This is a genomic window from Sphingobacterium thalpophilum (genome assembly GCF_901482695.1).
Lineage (GTDB): Bacteria > Bacteroidota > Bacteroidia > Sphingobacteriales > Sphingobacteriaceae > Sphingobacterium > Sphingobacterium thalpophilum.
This window is the reverse complement of record NZ_LR590484.1, coordinates 2,700,867-2,717,802: the sequence shown is the minus strand read 5'-3', so window position 1 is coordinate 2,717,802 and position 16,936 is coordinate 2,700,867. Positions and strand designations below refer to the sequence as shown.

At 44.2% G+C, this 16,936-nt stretch carries 11 protein-coding genes and 2 rRNA genes; 6 read left to right on the top strand and 7 right to left on the bottom strand.

All coding sequences use genetic code 11. The features are described from left to right. Positions 1 to 63 precede the first annotated feature (63 nt). A complete protein-coding gene (gene rlmF / locus FGL37_RS11255) occupies positions 64 to 975 on the top strand; it encodes a 23S rRNA (adenine(1618)-N(6))-methyltransferase RlmF (RefSeq protein ID WP_028070633.1) in 912 nt (303 codons plus the stop codon). A gap of 87 nt (positions 976 to 1,062) precedes the next feature. On the opposite strand, the gene FGL37_RS11250 is transcribed toward rlmF, so the two are convergent. Next, positions 1,063 to 2,757, bottom strand: a complete 1,695-nt coding sequence (locus FGL37_RS11250; RefSeq protein ID WP_028070634.1) for an amino acid permease — start codon at positions 2,755 to 2,757, stop codon at positions 1,063 to 1,065. Positions 2,758 to 2,835: 78 nt separating this feature from the next. Then, complete coding sequence (locus FGL37_RS11245; RefSeq protein WP_028070635.1) at positions 2,836 to 3,519, bottom strand: ACP phosphodiesterase; 684 nt, start codon at positions 3,517 to 3,519, stop codon at positions 2,836 to 2,838. Positions 3,520 to 3,622: 103 nt separating this feature from the next. Here FGL37_RS11245 and tyrS point away from each other — a divergent pair, with 103 nt between their 5' ends. Beyond that, positions 3,623 to 4,906, top strand: a complete 1,284-nt coding sequence (tyrS, locus tag FGL37_RS11240) for a tyrosine--tRNA ligase (RefSeq protein ID WP_028070636.1) — start codon at positions 3,623 to 3,625, stop codon at positions 4,904 to 4,906. A gap of 90 nt (positions 4,907 to 4,996) precedes the next feature. Here the strand turns inward: tyrS and FGL37_RS11235 are convergent, their stop codons facing one another. Then, complete coding sequence (locus FGL37_RS11235; protein ID WP_028070637.1) at positions 4,997 to 5,506, bottom strand: GNAT family N-acetyltransferase; 510 nt, start codon at positions 5,504 to 5,506, stop codon at positions 4,997 to 4,999. A 316-nt stretch (positions 5,507 to 5,822) separates the two neighbouring features. Here FGL37_RS11235 and FGL37_RS11230 point away from each other — a divergent pair, with 316 nt between their 5' ends. After that, positions 5,823 to 8,555, top strand: coding sequence for an FtsK/SpoIIIE family DNA translocase (locus FGL37_RS11230; RefSeq protein WP_028070638.1), 2,733 nt, complete (start codon positions 5,823 to 5,825; stop codon positions 8,553 to 8,555). Position 8,556: 1 nt separating this feature from the next. Beyond that, positions 8,557 to 9,210, top strand: a complete 654-nt coding sequence (gene lolA1 / locus FGL37_RS11225) for an outer membrane lipoprotein periplasmic chaperone LolA1 (RefSeq protein WP_028070639.1) — start codon at positions 8,557 to 8,559, stop codon at positions 9,208 to 9,210. A gap of 60 nt (positions 9,211 to 9,270) precedes the next feature. Here lolA1 and FGL37_RS11220 read toward each other — a convergent pair whose 3' ends face one another. Continuing rightward, entirely contained in the window at positions 9,271 to 10,083 is an 813-nt protein-coding gene (locus FGL37_RS11220) for a lytic transglycosylase domain-containing protein (RefSeq protein WP_051607032.1), read from the bottom strand. A 243-nt stretch (positions 10,084 to 10,326) separates the two neighbouring features. Here FGL37_RS11220 and FGL37_RS11215 point away from each other — a divergent pair, with 243 nt between their 5' ends. Then, on the top strand, positions 10,327 to 11,634 hold the full coding sequence (locus FGL37_RS11215) for a pseudouridine synthase (protein ID WP_028070640.1): 1,308 nt from the start codon (positions 10,327 to 10,329) through the stop codon (positions 11,632 to 11,634). A gap of 288 nt (positions 11,635 to 11,922) precedes the next feature. Further along, positions 11,923 to 12,390, top strand: coding sequence for a pyrophosphohydrolase domain-containing protein (locus tag FGL37_RS11210; RefSeq protein WP_028070641.1), 468 nt, complete (start codon positions 11,923 to 11,925; stop codon positions 12,388 to 12,390). A gap of 145 nt (positions 12,391 to 12,535) precedes the next feature. Here the strand turns inward: FGL37_RS11210 and mnmL are convergent, their stop codons facing one another. From mnmL to FGL37_RS11195, 3 genes are all read right to left on the bottom strand, one after another. Then, positions 12,536 to 13,483 (bottom strand): tRNA modification radical SAM protein MnmL/YtqA, encoded by a 948-nt coding sequence (mnmL, locus tag FGL37_RS11205; RefSeq protein WP_028070642.1) that lies wholly within the window; start codon positions 13,481 to 13,483, stop codon positions 12,536 to 12,538. A 213-nt stretch (positions 13,484 to 13,696) separates the two neighbouring features. After that, positions 13,697 to 13,808: ribosomal RNA gene (gene rrf / locus FGL37_RS11200) — 5S ribosomal RNA — on the bottom strand. A 146-nt stretch (positions 13,809 to 13,954) separates the two neighbouring features. Continuing rightward, a 23S ribosomal RNA gene (locus tag FGL37_RS11195) occupies positions 13,955 to 16,836 on the bottom strand. Positions 16,837 to 16,936: the final 100 nt, after the last annotated feature.

The following is a 16,936-nucleotide window of genomic DNA, read 5'->3' as shown; positions in this document are numbered from 1 at the left end:
GCTGCAGCATCACCTTTTTTATTCGGCAGAATTGCTTTACTTTTGTTGCAAATACAGAACATAATGGCAGACGCTAATCCCAAAAAGAAATTACACCCTCGAAATAGACATCTCGACAACTACAACTTTGACGAACTCAGCAAAGTCGAACCTTCCTTAAAAGATTTTGTTACATTAAATGCTTACAAAGTAAAAACAATCGACTTTAATAATCCCGAAGCGGTGAAAGCCTTAAATCAGGCTCTTTTAAAAAAGTACTACAACATTCAGCACTGGGATATCCCTCAGGAAAACCTTTGTCCTCCCATTCCGGGCAGGGCTGATTACATCCACTACGCCGCAGACATTCTCGCCAGGGACAACAATGGCGAAATCCCAAAGGGCGGCAAAGTACGCATCCTGGATATCGGCGTGGGCGCCAACTGTATCTATCCCATCATTGGCCACCAAGAGTACGGATGGAGTTTCGTAGGCTCCGAAATCATTAAAAAAGCCTACAAAAACGCAATTGAAATTACCCGGACGAATATGAGCCTGAAAAAAAGCATACAAATACGGCTGCAGAATAATCCAAAAGCCATCTTCAAGGATATTATTCTTCCCGATGAAAAATTTGATATGGTCATCTGCAACCCACCCTTTTTCAGCTCACAAACTGAAGCATTGCAACAGTCTATACGCAAGACAACGGGTATTAAAGATGCTAAGGTAGGCGACAGCCCAGTCATACAGACATTTGCCGGACAAGGCAGCGAACTTTGGTGCGACGGAGGCGAGAAAGCATTTCTCACGCGCATGATATTTGAAAGCCAATTTCATAAAGATCAGGTGAAATGGTTTTCAACATTGGTCGCACACCGTGAAGATGTCAGATTTTTACTGCATAAACTAAAGAAAATCAATGTAAAAGAATCTGAAGTCATCCGTATGGAACAGGGCAATAAAGTAAGCCGGATCCTCTTGTGGAGATTTTAAACCATAAAATGGTATACATAATAAGACGGGCTGCTCAATCATTGCGCAGCCCGTTTGCTTATCAAAACAGATCCAAAAGTCCAATCGTTAGATCACAACCGATTTATTGAGTTTTGAATGTTTATAACCATACATAAAATACACCCCTAGTCCGATTACCAGCCAGATCACAAAAATTATCCAGTTACTTGCTCCTAACTCAGTCATTAAATAAAGATTGATCAATATACCGATAACCGGAAGAAGTGAAAAATTCATCTTAAAGCTATATACGCTCAAGACAAGCCAAGTCAGCCAAAAAATAATAACGAGCATTTTGTGTTCCACAATCTCTACCCAGGATAGCCGCTCCCATTCGACAAGGATGTCTTTCCCGTAGAGGTAGAGGCACACAACAGCTATCAGTAGACCTGCTCCGACAAGATACTTTCCATTCACGTAGGGAACTTTAAATTTGGATTTAGCCGATAGGCCTGAGTAATCCATATATAAGACACCTGCACAAACTAAGATAAAGGCGAAAAATGTACCTACACTTGTCAGGTCCACAAAAAAATCCATTTTGAAAAACAGCGATGGAATCGCTACGACCAGCCCTGTCACGATGGTGGCAAAGGAAGGTGTCTTGTATTTAGGGTGGATGGTTGCAAATTTCCTCCAAAGAAGACCGTCCCGGCTCATGGTCATCCAAATACGGGGCTGTGCCAGCTGATAAACCAAAAGAGCACTGGTAATGGCTATGACAGAGGTCACCGATATAATGCCGGCCATGTGGTCAAAACCCACATATTTAAATACAAAGGCCAGAGGGTCTTTCACATTGAGTTCGGTATAGTTGACCATCCCCGTCAACACCAGCGTAATGGCCACATATAATACTGTACAGATTAGCAAGCAATAAATCATGGCTTTAGGTAGATCCTTCTGCGGATTTTTACATTCCTCGGCCGTCGTCGAGATCGAATCAAAACCTATAAATGCAAAAAATACAGCTGCTACACTTCCGAGTACGCCCTGTAGCCCGTTGGGCGCGAAAGGGGTCCAGTTTTCAGGCTTTACATAGAATATACCTCCGAAGATGACCGCCAGTATAATCCCAACCTTGATCATGACCATGATCATACTCGCTTTTTGTGATTCTTTAATCCCAATATATACAAGCCAAGTCACCAAAAAGGTGATCACTCCAGCCGGCAAATCAAAAATAATAGGCATCCCCGCGACCCGTGGAGCGTTATTGAAAGCATCCAGACCATGCTGATCTATCGCTGTAAGGCTGGCCATTCCATGTTGGTTCAGTTTGTCCACAGCATCGAAAGCATAACCCGGAGCCATGGAAAGCCAAGCAGGAATATGGATACCAAATCCCTCCAGCATAGACACAAAGTACTGCGACCAAGAAATTGCAATTACGGTATTGGATACAGCATACTCCAGAACCAAGGCCCAGCCGATAATCCAGGCAAACAGTTCACCAAATGCCACATAAGCATAAGTATACGCCGAACCGGAGACCGGTACCGTGCTGGCGAACTGTGCATAAGCCAAGGCCGTAAAGACGCAGGCGAAAGCTGTAAAAATAAATAGAAGAGAAACAGCGGGCCCACCTTCGTAACTCGCCAGCCCAATCGTACTAAAAATCCCTGCTCCGACAATCGCGGCTATACCTAAGGAAACCAAATCCGTTACTCCCAATACTTTTGCTAAGCCAGTCCCCCCTTCTTTCTGCGTGTCGTGTAAGATCTGGTCAACACTTTTCTTTCGAAAAAGTCTATGTGACATGTAAATTAGTTTTATCCGTAAAATTTATGCGAAAATAAATATTTTCAAGGTCTTATACTATTGGTATTTTTTCGGCGCCTATTTAAAACCTACCAGTTCATAATGAATATAGTTATAAATGTCCTGATAATCGCTCATATGCTCGCGGAGGTAGGAAATAAGCTGTTCCGTCAATCGCTGCCGATGGGATTCCTGAACTTCAAACTGCCACAAACGTTTACAGATATTAAATAGCGCCCCGGCAATTTTTTCGATGTGTGCATAATCGTAAATGTATTTCCATTCGATAAACTGCTGATAAAACCGTTCAAATTTGGGAATATCGCTCAATTGATTTATTTGCAGAAACCTGCGGACGGCATTAGCATCTACCTGAATCAATGCTGTGTAAAACTTATCGATGGACACGGCATGCTGCTGGGTCAAAATATGGTCCAACAATAGTTCCAGAGCGATATGCGCCATAAAGGACGGACGTATTGGCAGCCCTTGCAAGCTACCTTGAATATGAAGTTTCAGCAGATGCGTATGACGAAAAAAGTAAGCCGAATTATGGAAAAGACGATCGACCTCTATATGGCGGTTCCAACCGATATAGAGCTGCTCAAGCAACGGATGATCCATCAGTTCCACCTCGTACTGTCTGGGTCTCAAAACGAAAGACTTATCCGCATTTTTTACTAAGTCGGGCAACAGCCCCCCCACAATTCGCTCAGGGGTGGTCGCAAACCGTTCAAAATAAAAATGTGATAAAAAATTCATACTAGCTTATTAGCGTGTGCTTTTATCCGGAATTATTCGCTCAATATACGCTTAATCTCCTATCTTTGCATCTTGTAAATTAAAAAATTAAATCCATTTAACAATGAGCTTTGTAGAAGAATTACGTTGGAGAGGCATGCTACAAGATATTATGCCTGGAACTGAAGACTTACTGAATAAAGAAAAAGTCGCTGGCTATATCGGTTTTGACCCCACGGGAGACTCTCTGCACGTAGGACATCTAACTCAGATCATGACCCTGATCCATTTTCAGAATGCCGGCCACAAACCAGTCGCGTTGGTCGGTGGTGCAACAGGAATGATCGGAGACCCTTCTTTCAAATCTGCAGAGCGTAACTTATTGGACGAAGCAACCCTACAACATAATGTTGCTTGTCTAAAAAAACAGTTAGGCAAATTTCTTGAATTTGGAGAAGGTGAAAATGATGCCAAAATGGTCAATAACTACGATTGGTTCAAAGATTTTAAATTCTTGGACTTCATTCGCGATATCGGTAAAATGATCACCGTCAACTATATGATGGCCAAAGACTCCGTCAGGAAACGTCTCGAAGGTGACAATGGCCTTTCGTTCACCGAATTTACCTATCAGCTGATTCAAGGCTATGACTTCTATTACCTTTGGAAACACCACAACTGCAAGGTGCAAATGGGCGGCTCGGACCAGTGGGGCAATATTGTAACCGGTAGTGAGATGATCCGTCGTCAGGATCAGGGTACTGCCTACGCCATTACCACACAACTGATCAAAAAAGCAGATGGTCAAAAATTCGGAAAAACTGAATCCGGTGCGGTATGGCTCGATCCAAAGAAAACATCACCATACAAATACTATCAGTTCTGGCTGAACACCTCGGATGACGATGCAAAAAACTGGATTAAGATTTTTACGCTTAAAACGAAGCAAGAGATCGAAGCCATCATTGCCGAGCATGATGCTGCACCGCACTTACGTATTGTTCAAAAAGCCTTGGCAAAAGATATCACAATCCGCACACATTCCGAAGAAGCTTATGAAACAGCCATTAAAACCTCGGAATTCCTTTTCGGTAACGGTTCTTTAGATTTCTTGAATAACCTGGATCATGAGGCTGTGCTCGAAGTTTTCGAAGGCATCCCGCAATTCAGCGTACCAAGAAATGAATTAACAACCGGTATGAACATCCTGGACCTCCTGGCTGTACATACACAGGTATTTCCATCAAAAGGGGAAGCTCGTAAAATGCTTCAAGGTGGTGGCGTGTCCATTAACCGCCAAAAAGCAACGGACACTGAGCAGGTGATCAGTGAAACCCACTTGGTCAACAATAGATATATCATTGCACAACGCGGTAAGAAAAACTATTATCTGATCATTATTAATTAATTATTGGTGTGGATTAACGTCACAAGATCTCATAAAAAAATCCCTTTTAACAAATTAAAAGGGATTTTTTTATGAGGCCTGTATTCTCATTTATTTTAACAATTTTTCAAAAGCCCTGCGGGCAGCTCCTCTGAAATACACCTCCCCACAATATTGATAGCCCAGCTTGTCAAATACATGCAGCATTCCGGCATTGTCAAAATTCGTATCCACTTTAATACTGTAGACTTCATGGCCTACAGCAATCTCCTCCACGGCTTTCATAATTGCGGTACCCACTCCTTTTATGTGCGGATCCTGAGCCGACGCTAGGCGATGTATCCCCACATATTTTCCATCACTGAGCCATTGGCCTTCAATCGCGGTATAGGCCGGTTCTATATCAAAAATAATAGCGACATAGCCTACAATCTTTGTCCCCATCTCAACCACATATCCATATCCTTTATCAATGTCAGACTGTACGACCTCTTCATGGGGGTATCCATCCTGCCATTGTCGGCTTCCTTGCTCCTTTCGGAGCGCGATCGCCTGCTGGATGATTTCCCAGATTCGACCTTTATCCTGTTGCGTCGCCTTCCGTATTTCAAACTTATTCATATCACCTTTATTTATATTTGTAAAACTACATAATTTAGTGCAGCGGGAAAAGACAGGTTTCATCGTCCTGCGTTCCTGGGAGCCTCATTGTTGTCCCCTACGCGTCCACAGGGGCATAGTATTTGCTTGCTGTAATTACTACTAAATCTTAATAGTCAAAACTAAAATTAATCGTTTATGCTACTGCCAGTCCGCATCAGCCAATAATAAGAAATGGTGGAATGAAAAACTACAAACTTAAAATAATGATAGCGATGATCTTCAAAATACTATCAAAATAACTAAGTTTGTAAGCAGTATAATTGTGAGCTTTTCAATGTCAAATAAAGGAAATACATTTAGGCAGACCGGAAATTCAGTTTCTGGCAAGCGTGCCCCGCAAAGAGAATCAGCGACGTCCAAAAAAGAAAAAAGTCAGAAAAATAGCATCCCTCGAGATTATTCGGATGCGCAACAAAAGACGGTTAAAATTTTAGGGATCCTATTGATTTTGCTTTCGTTGGCCTTCGCCACAGCTTTTGTTTCCTATCTGTTCACATGGCAGGACGACCAAAGTTATATCGCCAAAACGAATGGAGGCTGGGCGACTCTTTTTAGTTCGTCCGAAGAGATCCATGATGAAGCAGTAGAACTCCCTGTTGTGGACAATAAACTGGGCAAATTCGGCGCGTTGCTAGCTAATCAGTTTATGTATGAGTGGTTTGGCGTAGCCTCTTTCCTCTTTATCCCAGTTCTATTTATTTTGGGATACCGTTTATTATTTAAAAAGTCACTCCTGCCACTATACCGGACTGTAGTATACTCTTTTGTCGCCATTGTATTTATTTCTGTGACCTTGGGATTTCTTCATGGTTTTATGGCCGACACGCCACATATGCTAGAAGGTAAATTCGGTTTCTGGACAAATAAGCTGCTGGAAGCACAAGTCGGCGTTGTCGGAGTAGGCTGTATTCTGGCATTCGCCTATTTGACGACCTTGATTCTGCTGTATAATCTCGATTTCAAATTCTTATTGTTCAGTAACCGTAAATCCAGACTGTCGGATGATTCCGATGATGAAGAGGAGGACGAAGCCTATGCAGCCAACCAGTTGCGTAATAAATTACATATCGAAGATGATTCCATTCAATCGGTCCGAGAGTCTTTTCAACGACCGGCTTCTATCAATGAAAGGTTTCAGGCCAACAGGGAGAAGGAACAGCGCGAGGACTTCGAACGGCCGGCATTTACACATCACCCTATTCCAGAAGTTCAGATAGATCCTAAAGAAAAGGTGGTACTTGCGTTTGATGATAGCCCGATGGAACGCACCGAAACGACCCCTTCTATTAGTTTTACCATCGACCAGCCTGAAGAGGACAGCGAAGAGCATTATGCCCTAAACGTAGCCAAGCAACCGGTCTCCAAACCTGTACATGAGCCTGTCCCAGCTGACGAACCGCCATTGGAGGTCGAAGTCCCCGGCCTGGTCGTAGAAGATATCAAAGAAGAAAAGGAAATTACAGCCAGCGACCTCGTGGCCCAATTTGGACAATATGATCCAAAATTGGACCTTTCCGGCTACCAGCATCCGACTTTAGACCTGTTGAAAGACTATGGCACCGGCAAAATTACAATCAATCAAAATGAACTCGAGGCCAATAAAAATCGGATTGTTGATACACTGCGGAATTACAGCATAGAGATCGAAAGTATTAAAGCCACCATCGGTCCAACCGTAACCCTATATGAGATCATACCGAAGCCGGGGGTACGGATTTCAAAAATCAAAAACCTGGAAGATGATATCGCCTTGAGTCTGGCAGCACTCGGTATCCGGATTATTGCACCAATGCCCGGAAAAGGTACCATTGGTATCGAAGTTCCAAATTCAAGTCCAGAAATGGTATCGATGCGGTCAGTTCTCGCCACCGAGAAGTTCCAAAAAACGGATATGGACCTTCCTATAGCGTTGGGAAAAACAATTTCCAACGAGGTCTATATCGCCGATCTGGCAAAAATGCCCCACTTATTGGTGGCCGGTGCCACCGGTCAGGGTAAGTCGGTCGGTATCAATGCCATTTTAACCTCATTGCTCTATAAAAAGCATCCTGCAGAATTAAAATTTGTACTTGTGGATCCTAAGAAAGTAGAGCTCTCCCTATTCAAGAAAGTTGAACGCCACTTTTTGGCCAAACTTCCCGACGAAGAGGAAGCGATCATCACCGATACAAAGAAAGTAATCAATACTTTGAATTCACTCTGTATCGAAATGGACCAGCGTTACGACCTATTGAAAAATGCGCAGGTACGTAATCTAAAAGAATATAATGCAAAATTTATCAATCGCAGATTAAACCCTGAGGAGGGTCACCGATTCTTACCATATATCGTTCTTATTGTTGATGAGTTTGCCGACCTGATGATGACAGCAGGAAAAGAGGTCGAAACCCCGATTGCAAGGCTTGCCCAGCTCGCCCGTGCGGTGGGAATTCACCTGGTCATTGCGACACAACGTCCTTCTGTTAACATCATTACCGGTACAATCAAGGCCAACTTCCCAGCGCGTCTGGCTTTCCGCGTGTTATCCAAAGTGGATTCACGTACCATCCTGGACACAGGGGGAGCCGATCAGCTGATCGGCCGGGGAGACATGCTCCTTGCCACGGGAAGCGACTTGATCCGTATTCAGTGTGCGTTTGTCGATACACCGGAAGTTGAACAGATCTCCGATTATATTGGAGCGCAACGCGGTTATCCTTCGGCATTTATGCTTCCGGAATACATCGACGAAAATGGCGAGGGCTCTGGCAGCGTAGATTTTGATCCAAAAGACCGTGATCAATTATTTGAAGAAGCTGCACGCCTGATTGTCATGCATCAACAAGGTTCTACTTCGTTAATCCAACGCAAATTGAAACTGGGTTACAATAGAGCTGGACGTATCATCGATCAATTGGAAGCTGCAGGTATTGTGGGTCCATTTGAAGGAAGTAAAGCGCGCGAAGTGCTTTACCCAGATGAATATTCATTGGAACAGTATTTGGAGACATTAAGAAAGGACAATTAAAATGAAAAAACACGGATGGTTATTACTACTGAGCTTTTTGCTATTCCTATCTGGGCAGCAAGGCTACGCTCAAAACGATGCGGCAAAAGCGTTGCTCAACAAGGTAAGCCAAAAATACAACAGCTATAAAACGATCCAGGCAAGCTTCACCTTGGCTGTAAAGCAAGCCAATGGAGGCTCGCATGCAGACGCCGGAACGCTATATCTCGATAAAGCAAATAACAAGTATCAGGTTAGCACAAAAAATCAGGTTTTGATTTCAGATTCCAAAACTCAATGGAATATTATGAAAGCTGAACAGGAAGTGGAAGTGTCAGAGGCAAGTAATTCGACTGCTGAAATTAACCCCACTAACATCTTTACGTTCTATACTTCGGGGTTTAAATACGCGCTCGCTGGCGCCGAGAAAGTGAAAGGTATGAATTTGAGTGTCGTTGAGCTTAGTCCCGTTGACAGCAAACGGAACTACACAAAGATTAAGCTCCGGATCAACAAGACCAACAATCAGATTTACGATACCACTGTCTTTGACAAAAGTGGCAATCGATATACATACACGTTGACTTCACAGGAAGGAAATAAATCACTACCTTCCAGCCTTTTCACTTTTAACAAAAACAATTACAAAGGATTTGATATCGTTGATTTAAGATAATTTATGATTGGATGCATATCAAAATAAAAAAGGATTTCTACTTAGAAATCCTTTTTTATTTTAAAACATATTGGCATCACGTTCCAGCGTCTCGGTTTCTTTATCCGCGTAACGCAAATAACCATGTTTCTGCGGGTGCTCAATAATTTCCTTCATCGAGACTAACTTATAGACATACGATGCCGTTTCGTTATTCAGTTTCAATGCGAAATAATCATCCTTTTTCTGTCTTCTGATTGAAGCTTTTAGGCTGCCATCGCCAACATTATAAGCGGCGGCCACCAAAGTCCAATTGCCAAACTGCCTATAAAGGTACTTTAAGTAACGGGCTGCAGCATGCGTGGATTTTATCAGGTCCTTGCGGTCATCCACCGTACCATTGACCCGTAAGCCGTACAAGCGTGCCGTAGCAGGCATAAATTGCCAATAACCGCCGGCCCCTTTGGTCGAAACAACAGCCTTACTCAGGCCACTCTCCACCAATGGAATGTATTTAAAATCTTCTGGAATACCATGCGATTCTAAGATCTTGGCGATCGTAGGCAAATAAGTCTGTGCCTTTTTATGCATATCGTATGAGCCTGTTTTTTTAAATGAAAATCTCCTGAAGAACTTGCGTAATTTGCTTTCCACCAGCGGGCGATCCGTCGGTAGGGAATCTTCAGCAAATGTCAATGAACTTAGGTAAGATTCAAAAGAATTACTTTTTTCTTTTTTCTCTTCGTCGTGTCCAGAATGGGCTGGAACTGTGACTAACTTCGTTGCAGCGATCCTATCGCCGTCAGAAGTACTACTGTGTGGGGTTGAGTATAATTTTGACAGCAATAATGCAAACAAAATCAGACTACTACATAAAACTTTCTTTCTTATCATTCACTCCCTTACTGCTATCCTATCCACGACTAAAATCGATCAAAAAATAGCTTGGTTCAAATTCAAGGGAACAAAGATAAACAGTATTTATTTAAAAAACAAATAGTTACCTTCTGCGCCATTTAAAGCCGCTTTTTTAGAGCGGCAGGATGACAAAAAGTGGAAAAAGATAAAAAGATAAGGATTTTTTCACAAAACCCAAAATTATACCTAACTTTGCAGTTCACATTTTAGCAAAATACAATGCCATTCAGCAACAAAAGGAACAGTCGTGATGACAACTCCAGAAAATCACGAGGCAACTCAGACGGCTTCAAATCCAGAAGCGAGCAGAACAGTAGTTTCGGCAAAAAATCGTCATACGGCAGCAAGGATCAATCAAGCAGGGATTCTTACCGAAAAGACGATAATCGTGAGAGCAAATCATTTGGCTCTAAAAAATTCTCAGACAAAACATCCTTTAGAGGGGATAATAGCTCTTTCCGTTCAAAAGACAATTCGGATAGGACGTTCAACAAAGGAGGACGTTCATTTGATAAAAATGATGCTTCTCGATCATATGACAAAAGAGACCATTTCAGACGTACAGACAAAAATGATTCCAGATCATTTGATAAAAAAGAAGGTGGTTTTGAAAAGAGAGATTCCTACAAACGTTATGAAAAAACTGACCGGTCGTCAAATGGACGGGGTAAGAGCTTTGATAAGCCCTTTAAATCTTCATACCGCAAATATGATGATGAAAGGGGGAGAAACTTTGATGACAACAAAAGTTTCAATGATAAAAAATATATAAAACGTCCTAAAAAACAGCCTGAAATTCCTGCAGAAGACGATGGCCTGATCCGTTTAAACCGGTATATCGCCAACGCAGGAATTTGTTCAAGACGTAAGGCAGATGAACTAATAACAGCTGGGGTTATTTGGGTCAATGGAGTTCCGGTGACCGAACTGGGCACCAAAGTTGATCCTGTTGTGGATGAAATCCGTTATAACAACGAACGCTTAAAACGTGAGAAGATGGTTTATGTTTTACTCAATAAACCTAAAGATTATATTACCACGACCGATGACCCACAGGAGCGTCATACCGTTATGGAACTGGTATCAAAAGCAACAAAAGAGCGGATTTACCCAGTTGGTCGCCTCGACAGGAATACGACAGGTTTACTCTTATTGACAAATGATGGTAATCTTGCAGAGAAACTTTCTCATCCTCGTAACAGCATTAGCAAGATCTATAACGTTGAGCTCAACAAGAGCCTGACGCAAGGCGACTTTAACAAAATCGCATTCGGTATAGAATTGGAGGATGGTTTCATTAAACCCGATGATTTGAGCTACGTACAAGGGGGTACTAAAAGAGAAATAGGCATTCAGATCCATTCAGGCAAAAATCGCATCGTACGTCGTATTTTTGAGTCTTTGGGCTACGAAGTTGTTAAATTAGATCGCGTAGTTTATGCAAATCTCACTAAAAAAGACTTACCACGCGGGCGTTGGAGATATTTGGAGGAACGAGAAATCATTCAACTAAAACATTTGATCTAGTCGAATCCAATAAAGATCAAAAAGGGCGGTCATTCAAATTCACCGCCCTTTACTTTTTCTTCCCTATGAAGTATATAAGTAGAAGAAAACGACAAATGGGCGGCGATCAACGATTGCGTATACAGTATGAACAGTCGCCTGCAGTGTATATTTCCGGTTGCAACGCACATCCAGCATATCGATTTTCATCATAATGTGGTGAATCGAAGGCTGAAATAAACATTTGTGAAAAAAAATCAATTTATCTAAGTTTGCCCTTAGAAGAATAGCATAAAAAAACAATAAGACATGACTGATCCAAAAACCCTTTCATCCGTTGCAGAATTCCATAAGACATTCCAACATCCTATTCTGGACAAACCAATGATTCCTTCCGAACAACGATGTGCATTACGTGTATCCCTCATCGCAGAAGAGCTCAAGGAGCTGGAAGAAGCTATACAGGACAAAAATATCGTTGAGATTGCAGATGCCCTTTGTGACATTCAGTACGTATTGGCTGGAGCTGTTCTTGAATTCGGTTTACAGGACAAGTTTTCAGCGCTTTTTGATGAAGTACAGCGCTCCAATATGAGCAAGGCCTGTGAAGATGAGGCCGAGGCTATCGCCACACAGGAACACTACAAATTGAAGGGGGTAGACTCCTATTATAAAGAAGTTGATGGTAAATTCTTAGTTTTTAGAACTGCGGACAACAAGACACTAAAATCAATCAACTATTCACCAGCAGACTTAAAGACAATTGTTGAAGGTTAATGAGCTGTTCACTTACAGCAAAGTGAACGCATGACCATAAATAAGACAGGCTTCCCAAAGGAAGCCCGTCTTGTTTATGGTTATATTTTAAATGCTTATGGCACGCGCTCGAAGCTTAGTACCAAGTGGCGGCGTCAGTAATTCTTCACGATTGGCATAAGCTACCTTGTACCACCCCCCGTGCTTCCAGTCCCTTATCGATATAAGTTTGGATCCCGGATTTCCCTAATCCCCAATTGGGTGCTATTAATAACTCTCTGTCTGCAAGCCCGAAAACTCGTTGAATGATCAGGTCTGGGCGTAACCGTGGAATAAATTTTGCCAAAAAGGCAGTATAACCTTCCAAGGAGAAGAGCTCGAAAGGCTCCCTTTTATATTTCACCCCCATAATCGACCCCTCAACGATATGAAGATGGTGCAGTTTTACGAACTTGATCTGTGGGAATCTATTGATCTCCTCGGCATATTTAAGCATCATCTCCTCCGTCTCCCACGGAAAACCAAAGATCGTATGCACACAGAGATCCAAAGGCGTATTTTGCAGCATTTCCATAGCCTTCACAAATTCATCGTGCGAGCAGCCCCTATTGATTCGCTCCAAAGTATCGTTATACATAGACTCCATTCCCATTTCCAGATCCACGTCATAACGATCAGTATACGACTCTAACAATGCGATCTTCTCAAAGTCCAGACAATCCGGACGTGTTCCCACAGAAAGCCCGAGCGTATTTTCAGGATCGATACTTAAGGCTTCATCGTACATCATTTTTAGCAGATGCGTGGGCGCGTAAGTATTTGTATTGGGCTGAAAGTAGATGATAAACTTTTCTGCTCCATAGCTATTGCGGGCACGTGCGATACCAGACTCAACCTGTTCGCGTATAGAAGGAATTTTACGCGCAGTATCTGGGGTAAAGGAGTCCACATTGCAGTAGGTACATCCTCCATAACCTTTACTGCCGTCTCTATTGGGACAGGTAAAATTACCATCCACAATTACTTTAAATACACGCTGTCCGTTATATTTTTGCTTTAAATAAGCTCCGTAATGATTATACGGCTTAATTCCGTTATCCAATAATGTACCCATTGCGCTGCAAAGTTACTTAATAAAAATCAGAAATGAGTACTTGGCTAAGATTAATAGGTCATGCGTATTCCATTTCCAGATCCGCTGTCGCACCCAATAAATATATAAACGTTAGATCCAGCTTATTGATATACCTATAAGGTATGCTAGGGCGGTGTACCGCTGTAAACGAAAGAAGCCCTTGACTGTTTCCAGCAAGGGCTTCCGTGTAAAAAAAGGCACCGACCTACTCTCCCACCTGTTACGGCAATACCATCGGCTCTGGCGGGCTTGACTGCTCTGTTCGGAATGGGAAGAGGTAGACACCGCCGATATAGGCACCTAAAGATCATTTATGGTAGCAAGCAGCTGGATGATGGTATTCAGCTTCCCTCCGCAGGGAAAATACCGGTCCGGCAGCACGCACCATACTGACATATATACCGAAAGAGTGTCCAAAAATTAAAGAGGAAGACAACAGTGTCTGTCTGCATGAGAAAGCTTCGGGCTATTAGTACCACTCGGCTATGGTCTCTCAACCTTTACACCTGTGGCCTATCAACGTAGTCATCTCCTACGGCCCTGTCAGGAAGTCTCATCTCGTGGCCAGTTTCGCACTTAGATGCTTTCAGCGCTTATCTGCTCCAGACGTAGCTACCCTGCCGTACACCTGGCGGCATAACAGGTTCACCAGAGGTCTGTCCAACCCGGTCCTCTCGTACTAAGGTCAGATCCACTCAAACTTCCAACGCCCACAACAGATAGGGACCGAACTGTCTCGCGACGTTCTGAACCCAGCTCGCGTGCCACTTTAATGGGCGAACAGCCCAACCCTTGGGACCTTCTCCAGCCCCAGGATGTGACGAGCCGACATCGAGGTGCCAAACCTCCCCGTCGATATGAGCTCTTGGGGGAGATCAGCCTGTTATCCCCAGCGTACCTTTTATCCTTTGAGCGATGGCCCTTCCATACAGAACCACCGGATCACTATGTCCGTCTTTCGACCCTGTTCGACTTGTGGGTCTCACAGTCAAGCAAGCTTATGCCATTGCACTCCTCGTACGGTTACCAAGCGTACTGAGCTTACCTTTGAAAGCCTCCGTTACCTTTTTGGAGGCGACCACCCCAGTCAAACTACCCACCAAACAATGTCCTCCGCTCTGCGGAGTTAGAAACCGGATACAGAAAGGGCGGTATTTCAAGGGCGATTCCACGGATCCTGGCGAACCCGCTTCAATATCTCCCGCCTATCCTACACATCCTGTACCCAGTCCCAATGTTAAGCTATAGTGAAGGTGCATGGGGTCTTTCCGTCCCGTTGCGGGTAACCGGCGTCTTCACCGATACCACAATTTCACCGAGCTCATGGCTGAGACAGCGCCCAGATCGTTACACCATTCGTGCAGGTCGGAACTTACCCGACAAGGAATTTCGCTACCTTAGGACCGTTATAGTTACGGCCGCCGTTTACTGGGGCTTCGATTCAATGCTTCTCTTGCGATGACATCCCCTCTTAACCTTCCAGCACCGGGCAGGTGTCAGGCCTTATACTTCATCTTCCGATTTTGCAAAGCCATATGTTTTTGTTAAACAGTCGCCTGGGCCTTTTCACTGCGGCTGCTCATCGCTGAGACAGCGCCCCTTCTCCCGAAGTTACAGGGCCATTTTGCCGAGTTCCTTAGCCATGATTCACTCGAGCACCTTAGGATTCTCTCCTCGACCACCTGTGTCGGTTTGCGGTACGGGTCTTCTTAACCTGAAGCTTAGCGGGTTTTCTTGGAAGTCTGATTACCTGCTCTATCAGCGCCGCCGGAGCTTTGCTGTACTATCGGGGTTCAGCTGGAGCTGCGGATTTGCCTACAGCTCCAATACCTACGCCTTTCAACGAACTATTCCGTCAGTTCGCGGCAGTGTCACTACTCCGTCACCACATCGCAGTTAAAAAGAGTACTGGAATATTAACCAGTTGTCCATCGGCCTGCCCCCTTCGGGTGCGCCTTAGGTCCCGACTGACCCTGATCCGATTAACGTTGATCAGGAAACCTTGGTCTTTCGGTGGGCGGGTTTCCCACCCGCCTTATCGTTACTTATGCCTACATTTGCTTTTCCATAACCTCCACAGTTCATTACCGGACTGCTTCCCCGGCGATGGAATGCTCCCCTACCAGATGTAACATACATTACAAATCCATAGCTTCGGTACCGTTCTTGATGCCCGTTTATTATCCACGCCCGGCCGCTCGACTAGTGAGCTGTTACGCACTCTTTAAATGAATGGCTGCTTCCAAGCCAACATCCTAGCTGTCTGGGCAGCCGGACCTCGTTAGTTCAACTTAGAACGGATTTGGGGACCTTAGCTGATGGTCTGGGTTCTTTCCCTCTCGGCCTTGGACCTTAGCACCCAAAGCCTCACTGCAAGACATATCTGTCAGCATTCGGAGTTCGTCTGGATTTGGTAGGATTTGACTCCCCCGCACCCAATCGGTAGCTCTACCTCTGACAGACTCAGTTCTCACGCTGTTCCTAAAAACATTTCGGGGAGTACGAGCTATTTCCCAGTTTGATTGGCCTTTCACCCCTACCCTCAGGTCATCCGGAAACTTTTCAACGTTTATCGGTTCGGTCCTCCATTACATGTTACTGCAACTTCAACCTGCCCAAGGGTAGATCACAGGGTTTCGCGTCTACCTCATCTGACTATGCGCCCTGTTAAGACTCGCTTTCGCTTCGGCTGCGTCCCTGAAGGACTTAACCTTGCCAGACAAGAGTAACTCGTAGGCTCATTATGCAAAAGGCACGCTGTCACGGAACTACTCCGCTCCAACCGCTTGTAAGCACACGGTTTCAGGTTCTTTTCACTCCCCTGTTCGGGGTTCTTTTCACCTTTCCCTCACGGTACTGGTCCACTATCGGTCTCTCAGGAGTATTTAGCCTTGCCAGATGGTGCTGGCTGATTCCCACAGGATTTCTCCGGTCCCGCGGTACTCAGGATACCACTATGTCTGTATTCTTTACCTGTACGGGGCTCTCACCCTTGTCGCGCAGTTTCCCACCTGCTTCCAGTTCATAGCACAGTACAATATCGTGGTCCTACAACCCCGCACATGCCGTAACATGCACGGTTTGGGCTCTTTCCCGTTCGCTCGCCACTACTTGGGAAATCATTGTTATTTTCTTCTCCTACGCCTACTTAGATGTTTCAGTTCAGCGCGTTCGCGTATCATACGGCTATTCTTCAAATAGCCAGGTTGCCCCATTCGGAAATCCACGGATCACTTCGCATTTGCCGATCCCCGTGGCTTATCGCAGCTTATCACGTCCTTCATCGCCTCTGAGAGCCTAGGCATCCCCCGTGTGCCCTTATTTACTTTCTTCACCGGCATAGCCTTTTGCCACTATGCGGCTGCTTTTGATATATATACCGATATGCTACGCAATGATTCCTCCGGTATTCACCGGATATCTCCTCATCAC